At 70.4% G+C, this 14,941-nt stretch carries 15 protein-coding genes; 7 read left to right on the top strand and 8 right to left on the bottom strand.

The window, feature by feature from the left end; genetic code table 11:
* From CCN51_RS13205 to CCN51_RS13190, 4 genes are all read right to left on the bottom strand, one after another.
* Positions 1 to 759 (bottom strand): DUF2264 domain-containing protein (locus CCN51_RS13205; RefSeq protein ID WP_143675794.1); only part of this gene is annotated, 759 nt, incomplete at its 3' end.
* Positions 756 to 1,622 carry a carbohydrate ABC transporter permease gene (locus CCN51_RS13200; RefSeq protein WP_014174397.1) on the bottom strand — a complete coding sequence of 289 codons (867 nt, stop codon included), beginning with the start codon at positions 1,620 to 1,622 and terminating at the stop codon, positions 756 to 758. The genes CCN51_RS13200 and CCN51_RS13205, both read right to left, overlap by 4 nt.
* Positions 1,623 to 1,635: 13 nt before the next feature.
* Positions 1,636 to 2,502, bottom strand: a complete 867-nt coding sequence (locus CCN51_RS13195) for a carbohydrate ABC transporter permease (protein WP_014174396.1) — start codon at positions 2,500 to 2,502, stop codon at positions 1,636 to 1,638.
* Positions 2,499 to 3,809 (bottom strand): extracellular solute-binding protein, encoded by a 1,311-nt coding sequence (locus CCN51_RS13190; RefSeq protein ID WP_014174395.1) that lies wholly within the window; start codon positions 3,807 to 3,809, stop codon positions 2,499 to 2,501. The genes CCN51_RS13195 and CCN51_RS13190 overlap by 4 nt, the downstream gene beginning before the upstream one ends.
* 109 nt (positions 3,810 to 3,918) lie before the next feature.
* Here CCN51_RS13190 and CCN51_RS13185 point away from each other — a divergent pair, with 109 nt between their 5' ends.
* Positions 3,919 to 4,953: a LacI family DNA-binding transcriptional regulator gene (locus CCN51_RS13185; RefSeq protein ID WP_043486285.1), complete on the top strand. Its 1,035-nt coding sequence runs from the start codon at positions 3,919 to 3,921 to the stop codon at positions 4,951 to 4,953.
* On the opposite strand, the gene CCN51_RS13180 is transcribed toward CCN51_RS13185, so the two are convergent.
* Together CCN51_RS13180 and CCN51_RS13175 are read right to left on the bottom strand one after the other, a co-directional pair.
* Positions 4,932 to 5,426 carry a hypothetical protein gene (locus CCN51_RS13180; protein ID WP_014174393.1) on the bottom strand — a complete coding sequence of 165 codons (495 nt, stop codon included), beginning with the start codon at positions 5,424 to 5,426 and terminating at the stop codon, positions 4,932 to 4,934. The two genes, CCN51_RS13185 and CCN51_RS13180, sit on opposite strands and share 22 nt — an antisense overlap.
* Positions 5,427 to 5,436: 10 nt before the next feature.
* Positions 5,437 to 6,645 carry an ROK family transcriptional regulator gene (locus CCN51_RS13175; protein ID WP_014174392.1) on the bottom strand — a complete coding sequence of 403 codons (1,209 nt, stop codon included), beginning with the start codon at positions 6,643 to 6,645 and terminating at the stop codon, positions 5,437 to 5,439.
* Positions 6,646 to 6,795: 150 nt separating this feature from the next.
* Between CCN51_RS13175 and CCN51_RS13170 the strand changes: the two genes are divergently transcribed.
* The 5 genes from CCN51_RS13170 to CCN51_RS13150 all read left to right on the top strand — a co-directional run bounded on the left by CCN51_RS13170 (position 6,796) and on the right by CCN51_RS13150 (position 11,249).
* Entirely contained in the window at positions 6,796 to 7,809 is a 1,014-nt protein-coding gene (locus CCN51_RS13170; protein ID WP_014174391.1) for a sugar ABC transporter substrate-binding protein, read from the top strand.
* Between the two features lie 74 nt (positions 7,810 to 7,883).
* Entirely contained in the window at positions 7,884 to 8,858 is a 975-nt protein-coding gene (locus CCN51_RS13165; protein WP_014174390.1) for an ABC transporter permease, read from the top strand.
* Positions 8,855 to 9,640 carry an ATP-binding cassette domain-containing protein gene (locus tag CCN51_RS13160; protein ID WP_014174389.1) on the top strand — a complete coding sequence of 262 codons (786 nt, stop codon included), beginning with the start codon at positions 8,855 to 8,857 and terminating at the stop codon, positions 9,638 to 9,640. Before CCN51_RS13165 ends, CCN51_RS13160 begins: the two co-directional genes overlap by 4 nt.
* A 35-nt stretch (positions 9,641 to 9,675) precedes the next feature.
* A complete protein-coding gene (locus CCN51_RS13155; protein ID WP_014174388.1) occupies positions 9,676 to 10,560 on the top strand; it encodes a sugar phosphate isomerase/epimerase family protein in 885 nt (294 codons plus the stop codon).
* Positions 10,561 to 10,565: 5 nt separating this feature from the next.
* Positions 10,566 to 11,249 carry a nucleoside/nucleotide kinase family protein gene (locus CCN51_RS13150; RefSeq protein WP_014174387.1) on the top strand — a complete coding sequence of 228 codons (684 nt, stop codon included), beginning with the start codon at positions 10,566 to 10,568 and terminating at the stop codon, positions 11,247 to 11,249.
* On the opposite strand, the gene CCN51_RS13145 is transcribed toward CCN51_RS13150, so the two are convergent.
* The gene (locus tag CCN51_RS13145; RefSeq protein ID WP_014174386.1) at positions 11,212 to 12,114 is read right to left on the bottom strand and encodes a lytic polysaccharide monooxygenase auxiliary activity family 9 protein; all 903 of its coding nucleotides are present in this window, start codon (positions 12,112 to 12,114) and stop codon (positions 11,212 to 11,214) included. The two genes, CCN51_RS13150 and CCN51_RS13145, sit on opposite strands and share 38 nt — an antisense overlap.
* Positions 12,111 to 12,989, bottom strand: coding sequence for a CPBP family intramembrane glutamic endopeptidase (locus CCN51_RS13140; protein WP_014174385.1), 879 nt, complete (start codon positions 12,987 to 12,989; stop codon positions 12,111 to 12,113). Before CCN51_RS13140 ends, CCN51_RS13145 begins: the two co-directional genes overlap by 4 nt.
* A gap of 308 nt (positions 12,990 to 13,297) precedes the next feature.
* Between CCN51_RS13140 and CCN51_RS13135 the strand changes: the two genes are divergently transcribed.
* Entirely contained in the window at positions 13,298 to 14,929 is a 1,632-nt protein-coding gene (locus CCN51_RS13135; protein ID WP_014174384.1) for a TROVE domain-containing protein, read from the top strand.
* The last annotated feature ends 12 nt before the right edge of the window (positions 14,930 to 14,941 follow it).

The following is a 14,941-nucleotide window of genomic DNA, read 5'->3' as shown; positions in this document are numbered from 1 at the left end:
GAAGCGGTAGGTGAGGCTGCGGCCGTACGGGACCGCGGCGCCGTCGTCCGCGAACCAGTGCTGGAAGTCCCCCGCGAACAGCGAGGCGCGCATCCGGAAGCGCACCGCGCGCTCGGGGTCGCGCTCACCGGCGAGCGCCGCGTACAGCAGCCCGTAGAAGTGCATCGCCCACGGTACGTAGTAGTCGCGGCGCTCGGTGGGCCCGTCCGCGTACCAGCCGTCGCCGAGCGCGAAGGACTCCAGCCGGTCCAGTCCGGCCCGGACCGGGGCGTGGTCGTAGGACACGCCGACCCGGTCGAGGCCGAGGCTGATCAGGACGGGGAAGAACAGCCAGTTGTTCTCGGTGGTGGGGCGGTCGAGGGCGGAGCGCAGCCAGCGCGCGACCCGGTCCCGCTCGGGCCCCTTGAGCGGGTCCCACAGCCGGTCGGGGGCGAGCGCCAGGGCGAAGCCGATCGCGGCCATCTCGACGATCCGCTGGTCGTGGGGGCCGGGTTCGCCCCAGTACTCGGGGTGGTCCGGGTCCGTGCCGGTGGCCAGGCCCCGCACCCAGTGGCCCCAGTGCTCGAAGGCCCCGCCGCCCGCGGCGAGCGGCGCGAGCCCCCACAAGGGCCGGGCGAAGGACTCCAGTTCGGCGGCCGTGTCGTCGTGGATGGCGGTGTTGACACCGAGCCTGAGCCGGGCCCGGCCCTCGCTGAAGTGCGGCAGCAGCGGCTCGGTGAGACGGCGTGCGAACCCCTGCAGCGCGTTGCGGTCGGTCATCCCTTCTCGGCTCCTGCCATGAGTCCTGAGCGCAGAAAGCGCTGGGCGAATACGAACGCGACCAGGGTGGGCGCGGCGGCGACCAGTCCGGCCAGGGCCGCTTCCGGCTGATGGATGTCCAGGTCGCTGAAGCCGCTGCCCGCGTTGACCGCGCCGGTCGACTGCAGCAGCGACATCAGCCCGAGCTGCAGGGTGAAAGTCCGGTCGTCGGCGAGCATCACGAACGGCAGGAAGAAGTCCGTCCAGGAGCGGACGAAGGAGAAGAAGGCGATCAGCCCGATCGCGGGCTTGGCGAGTGGCACCGCGACCGACCAGAACAGCCGCAGCTCTCCGGCCCCGTCCACCCGCCCCGCGTCCAGCAGGGTGTTGGGAAGGTTGGCGGCGAAGTGCAGAAAGGCGAGATAGACCCCGAAGGGATAGAAGGACAGCGGCAGGATCACCGAGGCCGGCGTGGAGACAAGCCCAAAGGCGTCCATCTCCAGATACAGGGGGAGCACCAGCGCGGCCGGCGGCAGGATCATGCAGACGATCGAGAGCGTCAGCAGCGTGCGGCGCCCGCCGAACTCGTGCTTGGCCAGGACATATCCGGCCGGTACGCACAGCGCGAGCGACAGCGCGACGCTCGCCGCCGCATACAGGACCGAATTGCCGATCCAGATCGTGAGCTCACCGTCGTTGTACCTCATCAGATGGCTCCACGCGGCGCCCACATTGCCCAGCGAGCCGAAGCCCAGCGGCGAACCGGTGGTCAGGTCGTCGGCGGTGCGGGTGGGGGCGAGGGCCAGCCACAGCAGCGGCAGCCCGAAGAAGACGGCCGCGCCGAGCAGGAAGACCGCCCGCGCGGTGCGGGATATGGCGTTCATGCGGCTGTCCCCCTCACCGGTCGTCCGTCGCGTACATACGGGTGCGCTTGATCACGATCCAGGCGGCCACCAGACCGACCGCGAGCATGGCCAGCGAGAGCGCGGCGGCCTTGCCGAAGTCGCCTTCCTGGGTCGCGTAGGCGTACGCGAGCTGGTTGACCGACCAGGTGGGGCTGATCTGGCCGGGCGCCCCGGTGGTCAGCACCGTCGGCTCCACGAACACCTGGCTGCCGGAGGCGAAGCTGGAGATGAGCACGAACGCGACATAGGTGCGCACCATGGGCAGCTTGATGTGCCAGGTGGTACGCCACGTGGACGCCCCGTCGACCTGCGCGGCCTCCAGCACATCCCGGGGCAGCGCGTTGAGCGCCCCGTACAGCACGACGATCCAGCCGCCCGCGTGCACCGCGACGCCCATCACCGTCAGGATGCCGATGAGGGTGGAGCCGGAGAGCGCGTCCGTGACGCTGGTGATGTCGAACAGGTCGAGCAGCGGGCTGAAGGGGCTGGCGTCCGGGCTGAACATGAACAGCCACAGCAGCGCCGCCGCCGAGCCGGTGACCGCTCCCGGCAGGTAGTAGACGAACCGCATGGTGGAGGAGAAGCGGCCCGGCCGCGCGTGCAGGGTGAGCGCGAGCGAGAGCACCAGCAGGACCAGCACCGGCAGCCACAGCAGCAGATACGTCCCGACGTGCCAGGCCGCGTCGGAGAGCCGGTAATCGTCGAAGACCGCGCTCCAGTTGCGTACGCCGGAGAACGCGCCGTCGTGCACGAAGGACGTCCACAGGGCGTAGCCGGCCGGCGCCAGCCCGAAGACGGCCAGGAACAGGGCGTACGGGCCGATCAGCGCCCAGGCCGCGAGGGATCGGGAGCGCTTCATCCGGCGGTCTGGTCAACGGAGTAGTTGTTGGTCTCGGCGGCCTGGGTGAGCTTCTTCTGCCAGTCGGACAGGGCGTCGGTCAGCGACTTCCCGCCCCCGGTGGCGGCGCCGACGGTCTGGTTGAAGCTGTTCTGCCACTCGGCCTCGAAGCGGATGGCGCCGAAGCCGGGGCGCAGACCGGCCGCGGCCTTCGTCAGCACGGGCACCGGATTCGCGGCGTAGTAGGGGTCCTTCGCCTTGGCCTTGCCCCATTCGGCAGCGGCGGCGGTGAAGGCGGGATACGTCGGCTGCTTCGCCTGGAGCGCTGTGTCGGTGGTCAGCCAGGTGGCCATGGCGGCCGCGGCCTTGGCGCGTTTGCCCGCGTGTTTCGAGATCAGGAAGGCCCCGCCGCCGACCTGTCCGGAGTACGACCTGTCCTCGCCGTCCCAGGTGGGCATGGGGGCCGCGGCGATCCTGCCGTCGGGCACCTTGAAGGCGGGCTTGAACATGAAGTCGCCGAACCAGGCAGGTCCGGGCAGCATCAGGATCTTGTTTTGGGAGCCGAGCTTCGCGAACGCCGGGTCGGTGGGGACGACGGTCGTCACCGCCTTCTTCTCGGCGAGCGGCTGCAGCATCTCGGCCACCCGGGTGCAGGTGGCCTGCGCGGTGTCGATACGCACCTTGGTCAGGCTGAGGGTGTCGCGGGTGGGGCAGCCGCTGCTGCCGAAGTAGGTGCCCGCCCCGTACTTGCCGTTGACCGCGCCGACGATGGTGCCGGGGTGTTCCGCGGCGGCCTTCAGACCGAGCTTCTGGTAGTCCTGCCAGGTGGCGGGCGCCCGGTAGTGATACTTCTCCATCAGCTTCGCGTCGTACCACAGCACCGTCGGCGCGATGTCGTTGCGCAGGCAGTACACCTTGCCGTCGAAGGTGCAGGTGTCGAGGGAGCCCGGTGCGAAGCCGTCCAGGGTCTTCCCCGGCACCAGGCCCTCCAGCGGGGCCGCGTACGCGAACCTGTCGGCGGCCAGGGTCGCGGCCTCGGCAGGGTTGGCGAGGAAGACGAGGTCGGGCCAGCCACGCTTGCTGCGGTTGGCGAGGGAGATCTTCGTGGGGACATAGCCCGCGTCGGGCGGAATGGTCACGATCCGGATCTTCTGGTCCGGGTGTTCCTTCTCGTACTGCTGCGCCGCGGCGGTACGGGTGTTGTCCACCCACACCAGCAGCTCGTCCTTGTCTCCGCCGCCCGCGCCCGAGCCGCAGCCGCCGAGCAACAGGGCGCCGCACAGGACCAGTGCCGCGTGGGTGGGAAAGCCGGGACCCCATCGGTTCATCGAAGACCACCTCAATGCCGGGGAGCTGATGTTGCGATAGTTTTCGCAACACCGAGATCGTCCCGAAAGGTAGGAGAAACATCGGATGGGGTCAACGCTTGGGGACGAAATGGCGGGGGCGACTTTGGCCGAGATAGCGAAGGAGGCGGGCGTTTCGGTCTCTACCGTCTCAAAGGTGCTGCATAACAGATCCGATGTCTCCTCGAAGACCAGAGCAAAGATCCAACGGCTTCTGGAGCGGTACGGCTATCTCGCCCGGCACCGCCCCGCGGCCTCGGCGGTGTTGCGTGGCGGGCTGATCGACTTCGTCATCAACGAGCTGGACAGCCCCTGGGCGGTCGAGCTGATCCGCGGCGCCGAGGAGGTCCTGCACGGCGTCGGCATGAGCCTGGTCGTCTCGGCCACCCACGGCCGCACCCGGCTGGCCCGCCAGTGGCTGGACTCCCTGGCCACCCGGCCCACCCTCGGCGCGATCCTGGTCGTACCCGAGTTGACCACCGGGCAACACGAGGAGCTGCGTCGGCTGGGTATTCCCTTCGCGCTGGTCGCCCCGGTCGACGAGCCCGCGCCCGGTGTGCCGTGGGTGGGCGCCACCAACTGGCCCGGCGGGCTGGCCGCCACCCGCCATCTGATCGAGCTGGGCCACCGCCGTATCGCCATCATCAGCGGCCCGCAACGCCGCCTCACCTCGCGCGCCCGCGCCGACGGCTACCGCTCGGCGCTGGAGGAGGCCGGGCTGCCCTTCGACCCGGAGCTCGTACGGTATGGCGACTTCACCCATGACCTCGCCCACCGGCACGCCCTGGATCTGCTGGCGCTGGACCGACGGCCCACCGCCATCTTCGCGGGCAGCGACCACCAGGCCCTCGGCACCTTCCGGGCGGCCGCCACCCTCGGTCTGCGTATCCCCGAGGACCTGAGCGTGGTCGGCTTCGACGATCTGCCCTTCGCCGACTGGGTCACCCCGCGGCTGACGACCGTGCGCACCCCGCTCGCCGATATGACCGCTCTCGCCGCCCGGATGGTCCTCCAACTGCTCGCCGGGGAGCAGCCCGAGACCACGCGGGTCGAGGTCGCCACGGAACTCGTCGTCCGTGAGAGCAGCGGACCGCCGGGCGGGCCTCAGCCGTCGGCCAGTTTGTAGTCGTAGTAGCCGGTCGGACCGGTCAACACCGCCTGGAAATACAGCGGTTCGCCGTCGGTGTCCAGCGGGACCTCATGACCGGCCACCCGGGTGAAGCCGAGGGAGAGCCCGGGCAGATACGCGTACAGGGTCTCGTCCAGGACTGTCAGGCCCATCGCCGCCAGCCGTCCCAGCAACTCCCGGGCCGGGGTGCGGAAAACGTCGATGCCGCGGAAGCGGACGGTGATGTCCTCGGGGCCGGGGCGGGGGATCCACACCTCCGCGGCGCCGAGGGTCCTGCCGTCCTCGAGATGGAAGACGATCTCGAACTGCGGGTGCAGTGCGAGCACCTTCATCGAGCGGAACCGCACCGCGGAGCCGTCGTTGCGGACCTTGATCCTGCCCAGCTCCGCGGCCGCGGCCTTGAGGCCGTCCGCGGGCATGCCGAGGGGGAAGCCCGTGATGCCGTGCGGCGGGTCCAGCTCGATGTCCATGGCCCGCATCCTAAGAGGCGGTGCCCTCCACGAGTTGCCTGACCCGCTCCGGCGCGTAGATGCCGTCGGTCAGCAGCTGGGACAGTCCGAGGATGCCGGCGTGCGGATCCAGTTCGCTGCGCACGATCTGGAGGTTGCGGGTGGCCAGCGGCAGCGAGCGGCCGTACACGACCTCGCGGATGCCGGCGAACAACTGCTCGTCGGTGTGGGCGAGTTGCCCGCCTATGGCGATGACCCGGGGGTTGAACATATTGACCGCGTCGGCGATGGCGCCCCCCAGGATGCGGGCGGCGCGGCGCGCGAGCCGTACGGCGGTGATGTCGCCGGAGCGGATGAGCCGTACCGCGTCATCGACCGTCGTCACCTCGTAACCGGCTTCCTTCAGGTCCCGGACCAGGGCCCAGCCGCCGGCGTACGCCTCCACGCAGCCGGTGTTTCCGCAGCGGCACAGCGGGGGCTCGGCGACGTCCTCGACGGTGACCTGGATATGGCCCACGTCCCCGGCCGCGCCGTCGGCCCCCCGGTGGATCCGGCCGCTGGCGATGATGCCGGTGCCCACGCCGGTGCCGATCTTGACCATGAGCAGATGGGCGGTGTCGGGGTAGCGCAGCCGGTGTTCGCCGTACGCCATGGCGTTGGCGTCCTTGTCCACCAGCACCGGGCAGTCGTAGCGGGGGGCGAACCAGCCGGGGATGTCATACCGGTCCCACCCGGTCATGATCGGCGGGCTGACCACACGCCCGGAGCCGAAGTCCACCGGGCCGGGCACCCCGAGTCCCACGCCGAGGACGTCCGACTCCTCGTGCCGGGTCTCCTTGAGCAGCCGGCCGAACAGCTCGTCGACGAGGGCCAGAACGGCCGTCGGCCCGGCCGTCACATCCGAGGGAGCCTCGCGCTCTGCCCGTACCTCCCCGCCCAGGTCGCATACCGCGGTGCGCAGCCCGGTCGCGCCGATGTCGGCCACCAGCAGCACCCCGCGGTGGCGGTTGACGACGAATCGGCTCGCGGGGCGGCCCCGGGTGCGCGCGTCCTCCGGTGCGGGGACGAGGAGTTGGGCGCCCAGAAGGCTGTCAAGACGCTGGTTGACGGTGGTCCGTGAGAGCCCCGTAAGACGCACCACATCCGCCTTGGTCAGGCCCTCGTCGACATCGCGGAACAGGGCGAGAACATCGCCGAGAGCGATCCCGGTCCGGAGAGCGCCTGCGTTGATGGTGTCCACTCGCACACTCTAGCCATGGGTGTGAGTGGACGGAAGATGGCAATCTTGTGACGGAAAAAGTTGAAAGAAGGGTTGCTCGATCTCATAAACGGGGGCTACTTTCAGCCGCATCACCATCGGAAGGGACGCCTGATGCGGAGAAAAGCCACCGTGAGAAGAGGGAGCGTTGTCGCCACCGCTGCCGCCGTCGTGGCCGGAGCCCTGGTCCTGAGCGGCTGCGGATCCGGCGACACGGGCGCGTCGGGCAGCACCAAGGTCGCCGCCGTGATCAAGGGGCTGGACAACCCGTTCTTCCAGAGCATGCGCCAGGGCATCGAGACACAGGCCAAGTCGGGGAAGCTGTCGACGACCGTGCAGGCCGCGAACTCGATCACCGACACCACCGGCCAGGCCGACAAGTTGAACGGCCTGGCGGGCCAGGACTACGGCTGCTTCATCGTCAACCCGATCTCCGGCTCCAACCTGGTCCAGGGGCTGGCCAAGCTCGCCGCGAAGAAGAAGACCATCGTCAACATCGACAACCCCGTCGACGCCAAGGCGGCCAAGGCGGCGAACGCCACCCCGGCCACCTATATCGGCACCGACAACGTGGCGGCCGGCGAGACGGCCGGCAAGCGGATGGCGGAACTGCTGCCCAAGGGCGGCAAGGTCGCCGTCATCGGCGGCATAGCCGGCGATGTCACCAGCGGAGCCCGCGTCGAGGGGTTCAAGAAGGGCGTGAGCGGCAAGCTGGAGGTGGTCCAGACGGTGGCCGCCGACTGGGACCGGCAGACCGCCCTCACCAAGGCCACTGATGTGATGCGCGCCAACAAGGACCTGTCCGGCTTCTTCGTGGCCAACGACGACATGGGCCTCGGCGTCTCCCGGGCCATCGCCAACGCGGGCAAGACCGGCAAGGTCAAGGTCATCAGCGTGGACGGGGTCAAGGACGCGCTGAAGGCCGTCGAGTCCGGCACCCTGGACGCCACCGTGGCCCAGTACCCGTACGCCATCGGCCTGATGGGCGTCGAGGCGTGCCAGGCGGCCGCCAAGGGCAAGAAGCTGCCCGCCGACGTCAAGGCGCCGGTGGAACTCGTGACCAAGGACAACGCCGGTAAGGCCCTGGCCGCCACGCCCAAGCCCTTCGGTACCTACGACGACCCGTTCAAGCAGCTCCTTCGCTAGGGCCGTCCCCAACAGCGACGCATCCGGCGGGCGGGTGGCGTGCCACGCCACCCGCCATCGCCAGGAGGACACACATGGCAAACGCAACGCTCGCGGCACCCGACCGTGACACTTGGCCCACGCGCCTGCGTGACATCGGTTTCTGGGCCGACTGGGCGGCCCTGGTCGGGCTCATCGTGCTCGTGGTGGTCTTCCAGGCCGCCAACCCGACCTTTCTGAGCACCGGCAACATCCAGTCCATGCTGGAGGCCGCCGCGATCCTGATCATTCTGGGGGTCGGGCAGACCTTCGTCATCGCCACCGCGGGCATCGATCTGTCCATCGCCTCCATCATGACCCTGGGCGCGGTCGGCTTCGGCCAGGCGTACTCGGCCGGCTGGGGGCTCGCGGCGTCCTGCGCCGTCGCCGTGGCCGCCTCGACCCTCGCCGGACTGCTCAACGGTTTCGTGGTGGCCCGCGGCAAGATCACCGACTTCATCGTCACGCTCGGCATGCTGTCGGCGGCCTCGGGACTCGCCCTCATCGTCTCCAACGGCAAGCCCGTGACCGTCATCGAACCGGCCCTGCTGAAGCTGTCCACGAACGGCATCGGGATCCTGGGCTGGATGTTCATCATCGCCGCGGCCGTCGCCATCGTGGCCCATGTGGTGCTCTTCCACACCCGGTTCGGCACCCATCTGCTGGCCACCGGAGGCTCGCCCGAATCGGCCACCGCGATGGGCATCAGCACCGCACGCATCAAGATCGGGGTGTACGCCGTCGCCGGACTCCTGGCCGGCCTCGCCTCCATCCTGCTGGTCGCGCGGGTCGGGGCCGCCGAGCCCGCCGCCAACACCTCCTTCCTGCTGAACTCGGTCGCCGCCGTGGTCCTCGGCGGGGTCAGCCTGTTCGGCGGCCGGGCCACCGTGATCGGCCCGGTCATCGGCGCACTGCTGCTGACCGCGCTGGTCAACGGACTGACCCTGCTCGGTGTCTCCCAGTTCTACCAGCCGCTGTCCGTCGGCATCGTCGTGGTGCTCGCGGCCTTTCTGATGAGGTTTCAGCGATGACGACCGTCAAGTCCGAGCCCAAGACCGCGGCCACCGCCTCGGACGAGTTGCTGCGCTGCGAGGACGTCTCGCTGTCCTTCGGCAACGTACGCGCCCTCGTCGATGTGTCCGTCAGCCTGCGCCGGGGTGAGATCACCGCACTGGTCGGCGACAACGGCGCAGGCAAGTCCACCCTCGTGCGGTGCGTGTCCGGAATCCACCGCCCGGACAGCGGCCGCGTCCTCTTCGATGGAACGCAGGTCGACTTCGGCTCGCCGGAGGACGCCCGCGAGGCGGGCATCGAGACCGTCCACCAGAACCTCGCCCTGGTCGAGGACCTGACCGTCTGGCAGAACCTCTTCCTCAACCGCGAGATCGTCCGCCGCATCGGGCCGGTGTCCTTCCTCGACCGCAAGGCCATGCAGACCCGCGCCCAGGAGATGGTCTCCACCCTCGCGGTCAACGTCCCGGCGGTCACCTCACGGGTGCGCCGGCTGTCCGGCGGCCAGCGCCAGGCCGTGTCCATCTGCCGGGCGGCCGGATTCAGCTCGCAGCTGGTCATCATGGACGAGCCCACGGCGGCCCTGGGCGTCCAGGAGACCGCGCGTGTCGAGGAACTCATCCTCAAGCTGCGCGACGACGGCCACGCGGTGCTGCTCATCAGCCATAACTTCGCGCAGGTCATGCGGCTCAGCGACCAGGTCTGGGTGATGCGGTCCGGCCGCTGCGTCGCGGGCCGCCGGACCGCCGAGACCACGGGCGAGGAGATCGTCGCGCTCATCACCGGCGCGCAGTCCGCCTAGCCCCCACCGACCAGCCACACAAAGGAACACCGCTCATGACCACCGTGACCCAGGCCAACCCGATCGGCGTGCACGCCCTCGTGTGGGCGGGCGACACCTCGCCCCAATCGCTCACGTACGCCATCGACAAGACCAAGGCCACCGGCTTCGACCTCCTCGAGCTGTCGCTGCACGACTCGGACTCGCTGGATGTCCCCGCGGCGCGCCGCCAGTTGGAGGACGCCGGACTGCGGGTCGCCTGCTCCCGCGGCCTGGCCTTCGACGCAGACGTCTCCAGTGAGGACCCTGCCGTGGTCGAGCGCGGTGAGCGCCTGCTGCACAGCTCCCTAGCCGTCACCCACGGCCTCGGCGGAACACACTTCACCGGCGCGCTCTACAGCGCGCTCGGCAAGTACGCGGGCCCGCTCACCGCGGCCGGCCGGCGCAACGCCGTCACCGTGCTGGGGCGGCTCGCCCAGGAGGCGGCGGGCCTCGGCATGACGCTGGGCCTGGAGATCTGCAACCGCTACGAGACCAACGTCATCAACACCGCCCGTGACGCCCTCGCGCTGGCCGATGACATCGGTGAGGACAACGTCCTGATCCACCTGGACACTTACCATATGAACATCGAAGAGGACGATCTCATCCGGCCGGTGCACGAGGTCGGCGACCGGCTCGGCTACGTCCACATCGGCGAGAACCACCGCGGTTACCTCGGCTCCGGACACCTGGACTTCACGGCCTTCTTCCACGCGCTCGCCGATATCGGCTACCGCGGCCCGATCACCTTCGAGTCCTTCTCCTCCGCCGTGGTCGCCCAGGGCCTGTCCAACGACCTCGCCGTCTGGCGCGACCTGTGGTCGGACGGCGAGGACCTGGCCCGCCACGCCCACACCTTCATCACCAACCAGCTCGCCGTGAGCGGCCGCGGTCGATGACGCCGATGACGCCGATGACCATCAAGGATCTTGCGGCTCGCGCCCGTGCCCTGGTGCGGCCCGGGCGGCGCGCCGTTCTCGGGATCACCGGAAGCCCCGGGGCCGGCAAGTCCACCCTGGCCGAACACCTGCTGACCGCGCTGCGCGACGGCCCGGACCGGGAGGGCGGAGAGGGCCTGGGCGACTGGGTCGCCCATGTGCCGATGGACGGTTTCCACCTCGCCGATATCGAGCTCGACCGCCTGGGCCGCCGCGACCGCAAGGGCGCCCCGGACACCTTCGACGCGGCAGGCTACGCGGCCCTGCTGCGCCGGCTGCACCAGGACGAGGACGAGGTGGTGTACGCGCCGGGCTTCGAACGGGAGCTGGAGCAGCCGATCGCGGGCAGCATCCCCCTACCGCGCACCGCCCGGCTGGTCATCACCGAGGGCAACTACCTGCTGTACGACGAGGGGGACTGGGCCCGGGTGCGGCCGCAGCTCGACGAGGTCTGGTACTGCGAGCTGGACGAGGCCGAGCGGTTGCGCCGGCTCGTCGCCCGCCACGAGCGGTTCGGCAAGGACCACGCCGCGGCGGTGGCCTGGAGCCTGGGCACGGACCAGCGCAACGCCGACCTGGTGGCCGGCACCCGGCACCGGGCCGACCTCGTCGTCACCGGTGACGTCGGGGGCGTCGCCGTCGCAGGCTGACGGCCACGCCCGCACCGACGGCGAGCGCCGCCGCGCCACCCGCGTACAGCGTCACCGGGGTGTTCTCGGTGGCGTCGGCGCGGTCGGTGTCCTTACCGGTGTCGGTGCCGGTGTTTTCGGCGGTGCTTTCGCCGGTGGGTGTGTTGGTGGGTGTGTTGGTGGGTGTGCCAGTGGGTTTGGCGGGGCGTTCGCCGCCCTCGGCCGGGGCCTTTTTGCCTGCCGTGTCCTCGGCTCCGCCGAACACCACATCGGAGCACGAGTAGTAGGTGTCGGGGGTGCTGGTGTTCCGCCAGATGGTGAACAGGAGCTGACGGCCCGTCCGGCCGGTGGGCAGCTTGGCCTTGATGCGGTAGGCGTCGTCGACCAGGGCCGGGTCGGTGGCCGTCGCGAACGGTTTCGCGTCCAGGTCGGACCACTTCAGCGGCCGCGTGGGATCGTAGCCCTCCTTGGTGAGATACAGCTCGAATGTCCCGGTGTGCGGGATGGTCGAACGGTAGGTGAGGGTGAGTTCCGCACCGGCGGCCAGCTGTGTCGAGGGCCAGTCGGCGCGGGCCAGGTCGAGCCCCTTGTACGCGTCGAGCCCCCCGCTGCACAGCTTCCCGTCGGGAATCTTCTGCTGGTCCTGGCCCGCCACCCCGGCCACCCGCAGATTGTCCCACTCGTCCGGGACCCCGTCGGCGGCGACGGCCGCCCGGCACGCGGCCGAGCGGGAGTTCTCGCCTCCCTCGGGGGAGCAGGCCACCGTCCGGCTGACCGGGTCCGTCGGCGCGCCGTGCGCCTGGGCGGGCCCGGCGGCCAGCGTCATGAGCAGGACCGGGGCCGCCCCGAGGAGGGCGGCCACGGCGGCGGTGCGATGTGCGGTCATCCGATGCGGCCCTCCTGGCCCTCGTGGCGGGCAGGCTCGCCCGCGCCCTGGAGTACGCGGTGCGCGGGCGCCGCGTTCAACGCCCTTGCCCGGCGGCGGGAGAGCCACGCGAGCCACCCCGCGAGCGCGGCCACCGGAACCGTGGTGAGAAGCGTGGTCGCGATCGCGCCGGGGCCGTCCGCCCCCTCGCTCAGCAACTGGCCGATCAGCAGGAAGAGCACCATGTTGTTCCCGGCGTGCGCCAGGCTCGCCGCCCAGACGGTGCCGCTGCGCAGATACAGCCACGCCAGGACGGCTTCCTGGCACAGAAAGGACACCGTCCACACCAGCAGGCCGAGCGCCACGTTCTCGAATTCGGTATAGCCGATGAAGGCCAGCGGGTAGTGCCACACCGCCCAGATGACGCCCGTGGCCACGACGGACGGCAGGACACGGCCACCGAACAGCCGCGGCCTGAGATAGCTGGTCCACCCGAACTCCTCGCCCCAGTACAGCGGGGTGAGCAGCGGGACGACGAGCATCAGGACCAGCAGCGCCGGCCACCTCGCCACCCCCGGCACGAGCTCGTCGAGCGGCGACAGGTCCGGGTGCCATACGCCCAGGACGGCGGCGAGCGCCATGGTCACCGCGGCCAGGGCGAGCGGGCCGAGCCAGGCGGCGAGGTAGTACGGCCAGGCGGCCCGCAGACGCGGCCGAAGCCCCGCGTCGGCGAACCCCTCCCGGGTGACCCAGCGCCGTACGACCCAGGCCGCGATCCCCGGCATACAGAAACCCGGCAGCTGCAGCAGCGGGTTCAGCGCCGACAGGCCCAGGACACCGTGGGCCACCCACAGCCACAGCCACGTACCGGCGAAGGACAGGGCGAGAAACGCCATGACCCCTCTGTTCCTCTTCGTCTTCGACATACGAGCCTTCGACACACGAGCCTTCGACATACGCGCCTTTCTCCGCGACCGAACCGGATCCGCGCACCAACGTGTCATTCGCCGGTACGGGCCCACATCGCTGCGCGGAGCGAATTGCGTTTCCCCCGGTGGCGGGAGGTGGCGCCGGCTCGTACGGGGGAGGGGCCGGGGCCGTTAATCGGTTCGGTGTCCGGAGCCGTCGTCGCTACAGTGAACGCGTCCAGGTGCGCAGGCGGGGGGCTACTTCACCTGGACATCCAGTACGAGGGGGAAATCTCATGGCTCGCTTCAACACCCGTGCCACGCGCCGGGCGGCCGTCTCGCCGATCGCCACCACCGGGGAGCGGACGGCCACCCACGAGGGCGCGACCGGATACCTCCGCGACGACAAGAGCGAGCTGTTCCTCCTCGCCGTGTCCAACACGGTCGGCACCGACACCTTCTACGAGCAGGGCGACGACCGCGACGACCGCTACGGCTCCCTGGTGCGGAAGCTGGCCGTCGAGGACCCGGAGTGGACCGCCCGGCTGCTGGGCTGGCTGCGCCGCGAGGGCAATATGCGTACCGCGTCCCTGGTGGGCGCCGCCGAGTACGTCAGGGCGCGGCTCGACGCGGCGGCTCCTGGCCACTCGCGGCAGGTCGTGGACTCGGTGCTGCGGCGCGCCGACGAGCCGGGGGAGATGCTCGGCTACTGGACCGGCCGGTACGGCCGGGCGCTGCCCAAGCCCCTCAAGCGCGGCGTAGCCGACGCCGTACGGCGCCTCTACGACGAGCGGTCGCTGCTCAAGTACGACACCGCTTCCAAGGGTTTCCGGTTCGGCGATGTGCTGGGCCTCGTGCACGCCCGCCCGGTGGACGACAAGCCGTGGCAGGGCGATCTGTTCAAGCACGCCATCGACCGGCGCCACGGCCGCGACACGGAGATCCCCGAGAGCCTGACCGTGCTGCGGGCCGCGGCGGCGCTCTCCGCGCTTCCGGTCCCCGACCGCCGGGCGTATGTGCTCGACCCCTCGCTGGTCACCGCCCCGGGCGGGCCGGCGGGCGCGGGGTTCACCTGGGAGCGGCTGGCCGGCTGGTTGCAGGGGCCGATGGACAAGGCGGCCTGGGAAGCGGTCATCCCGGCCATGGGCCCGATGGCGCTGGTGCGCAATCTGCGCAACTTCGACGAGGCCGGTGTCTCGGACGGGGTCGCCGAGCAGGTGGCCGCGCGTATCGCTGACCCCGCGCAGGTCGCGCGGTCGCGTATGTTCCCGTTCCGGTTCTGGGCGGCCTACAAGCACACCCGGTCGCTGCGCTGGGGCCACGCCCTGGAGAAGGCGCTGAACGCCTCGCTGGCCAACGTGCCGTCGCTGCCCGGCCGGACGCTGATCCTGATCGACCGGTCGCCGTCGATGTTCCCCGGCTACGGGTACTCCACCCCGAACACCTCGGACATCCCGCTCGCCGAGCAGGCCGCGGTGTTCGGCGCGGGTCTCGCGGTGCGGGCCGAGGCCCCGACGCTGGTCGAGTTCGGCATGAGCAGCCGACAGCTCGAGGTGTCGAAGGGCGGCAGCGCGCTGCGGCTCATGGAGGAGTTCGGGCAGATCAACGGCACCGACATCCCCTCCGCGGTCAAGAAGCACTACCGCGGCCACGACCGGATCGTCATCGTCACCGATGAGCAGACCCGCCCCGGCTGGCTGCCGTCGAACTGCCACGGCCAGTGGGGCGGTATGCCCGAGACGCACATCGACGACCTGGTGCCTGCCGAAGTGCCGGTCTACATGTGGAACATGGCGGGCTACCGGGCCGGGGCGATGCCCTCGGGCGGTGGCAACCGCCATGCGTTCGGGGGCCTGACGGACCACGCCTTCCGCATGATCCCGCTCCTGGAGGCCGGCCGGAACGCCCGCTGGCCCTGGGAGGGCTGAGGGCGCGGCAGG

This window comes from Streptomyces milbemycinicus, from assembly GCF_002154605.1.
Lineage (GTDB): Bacteria > Actinomycetota > Actinomycetes > Streptomycetales > Streptomycetaceae > Streptomyces > Streptomyces milbemycinicus.
Note: the sequence above shows the minus strand (reverse complement) of the source record. Positions and strands in the feature narration are given on the sequence as shown.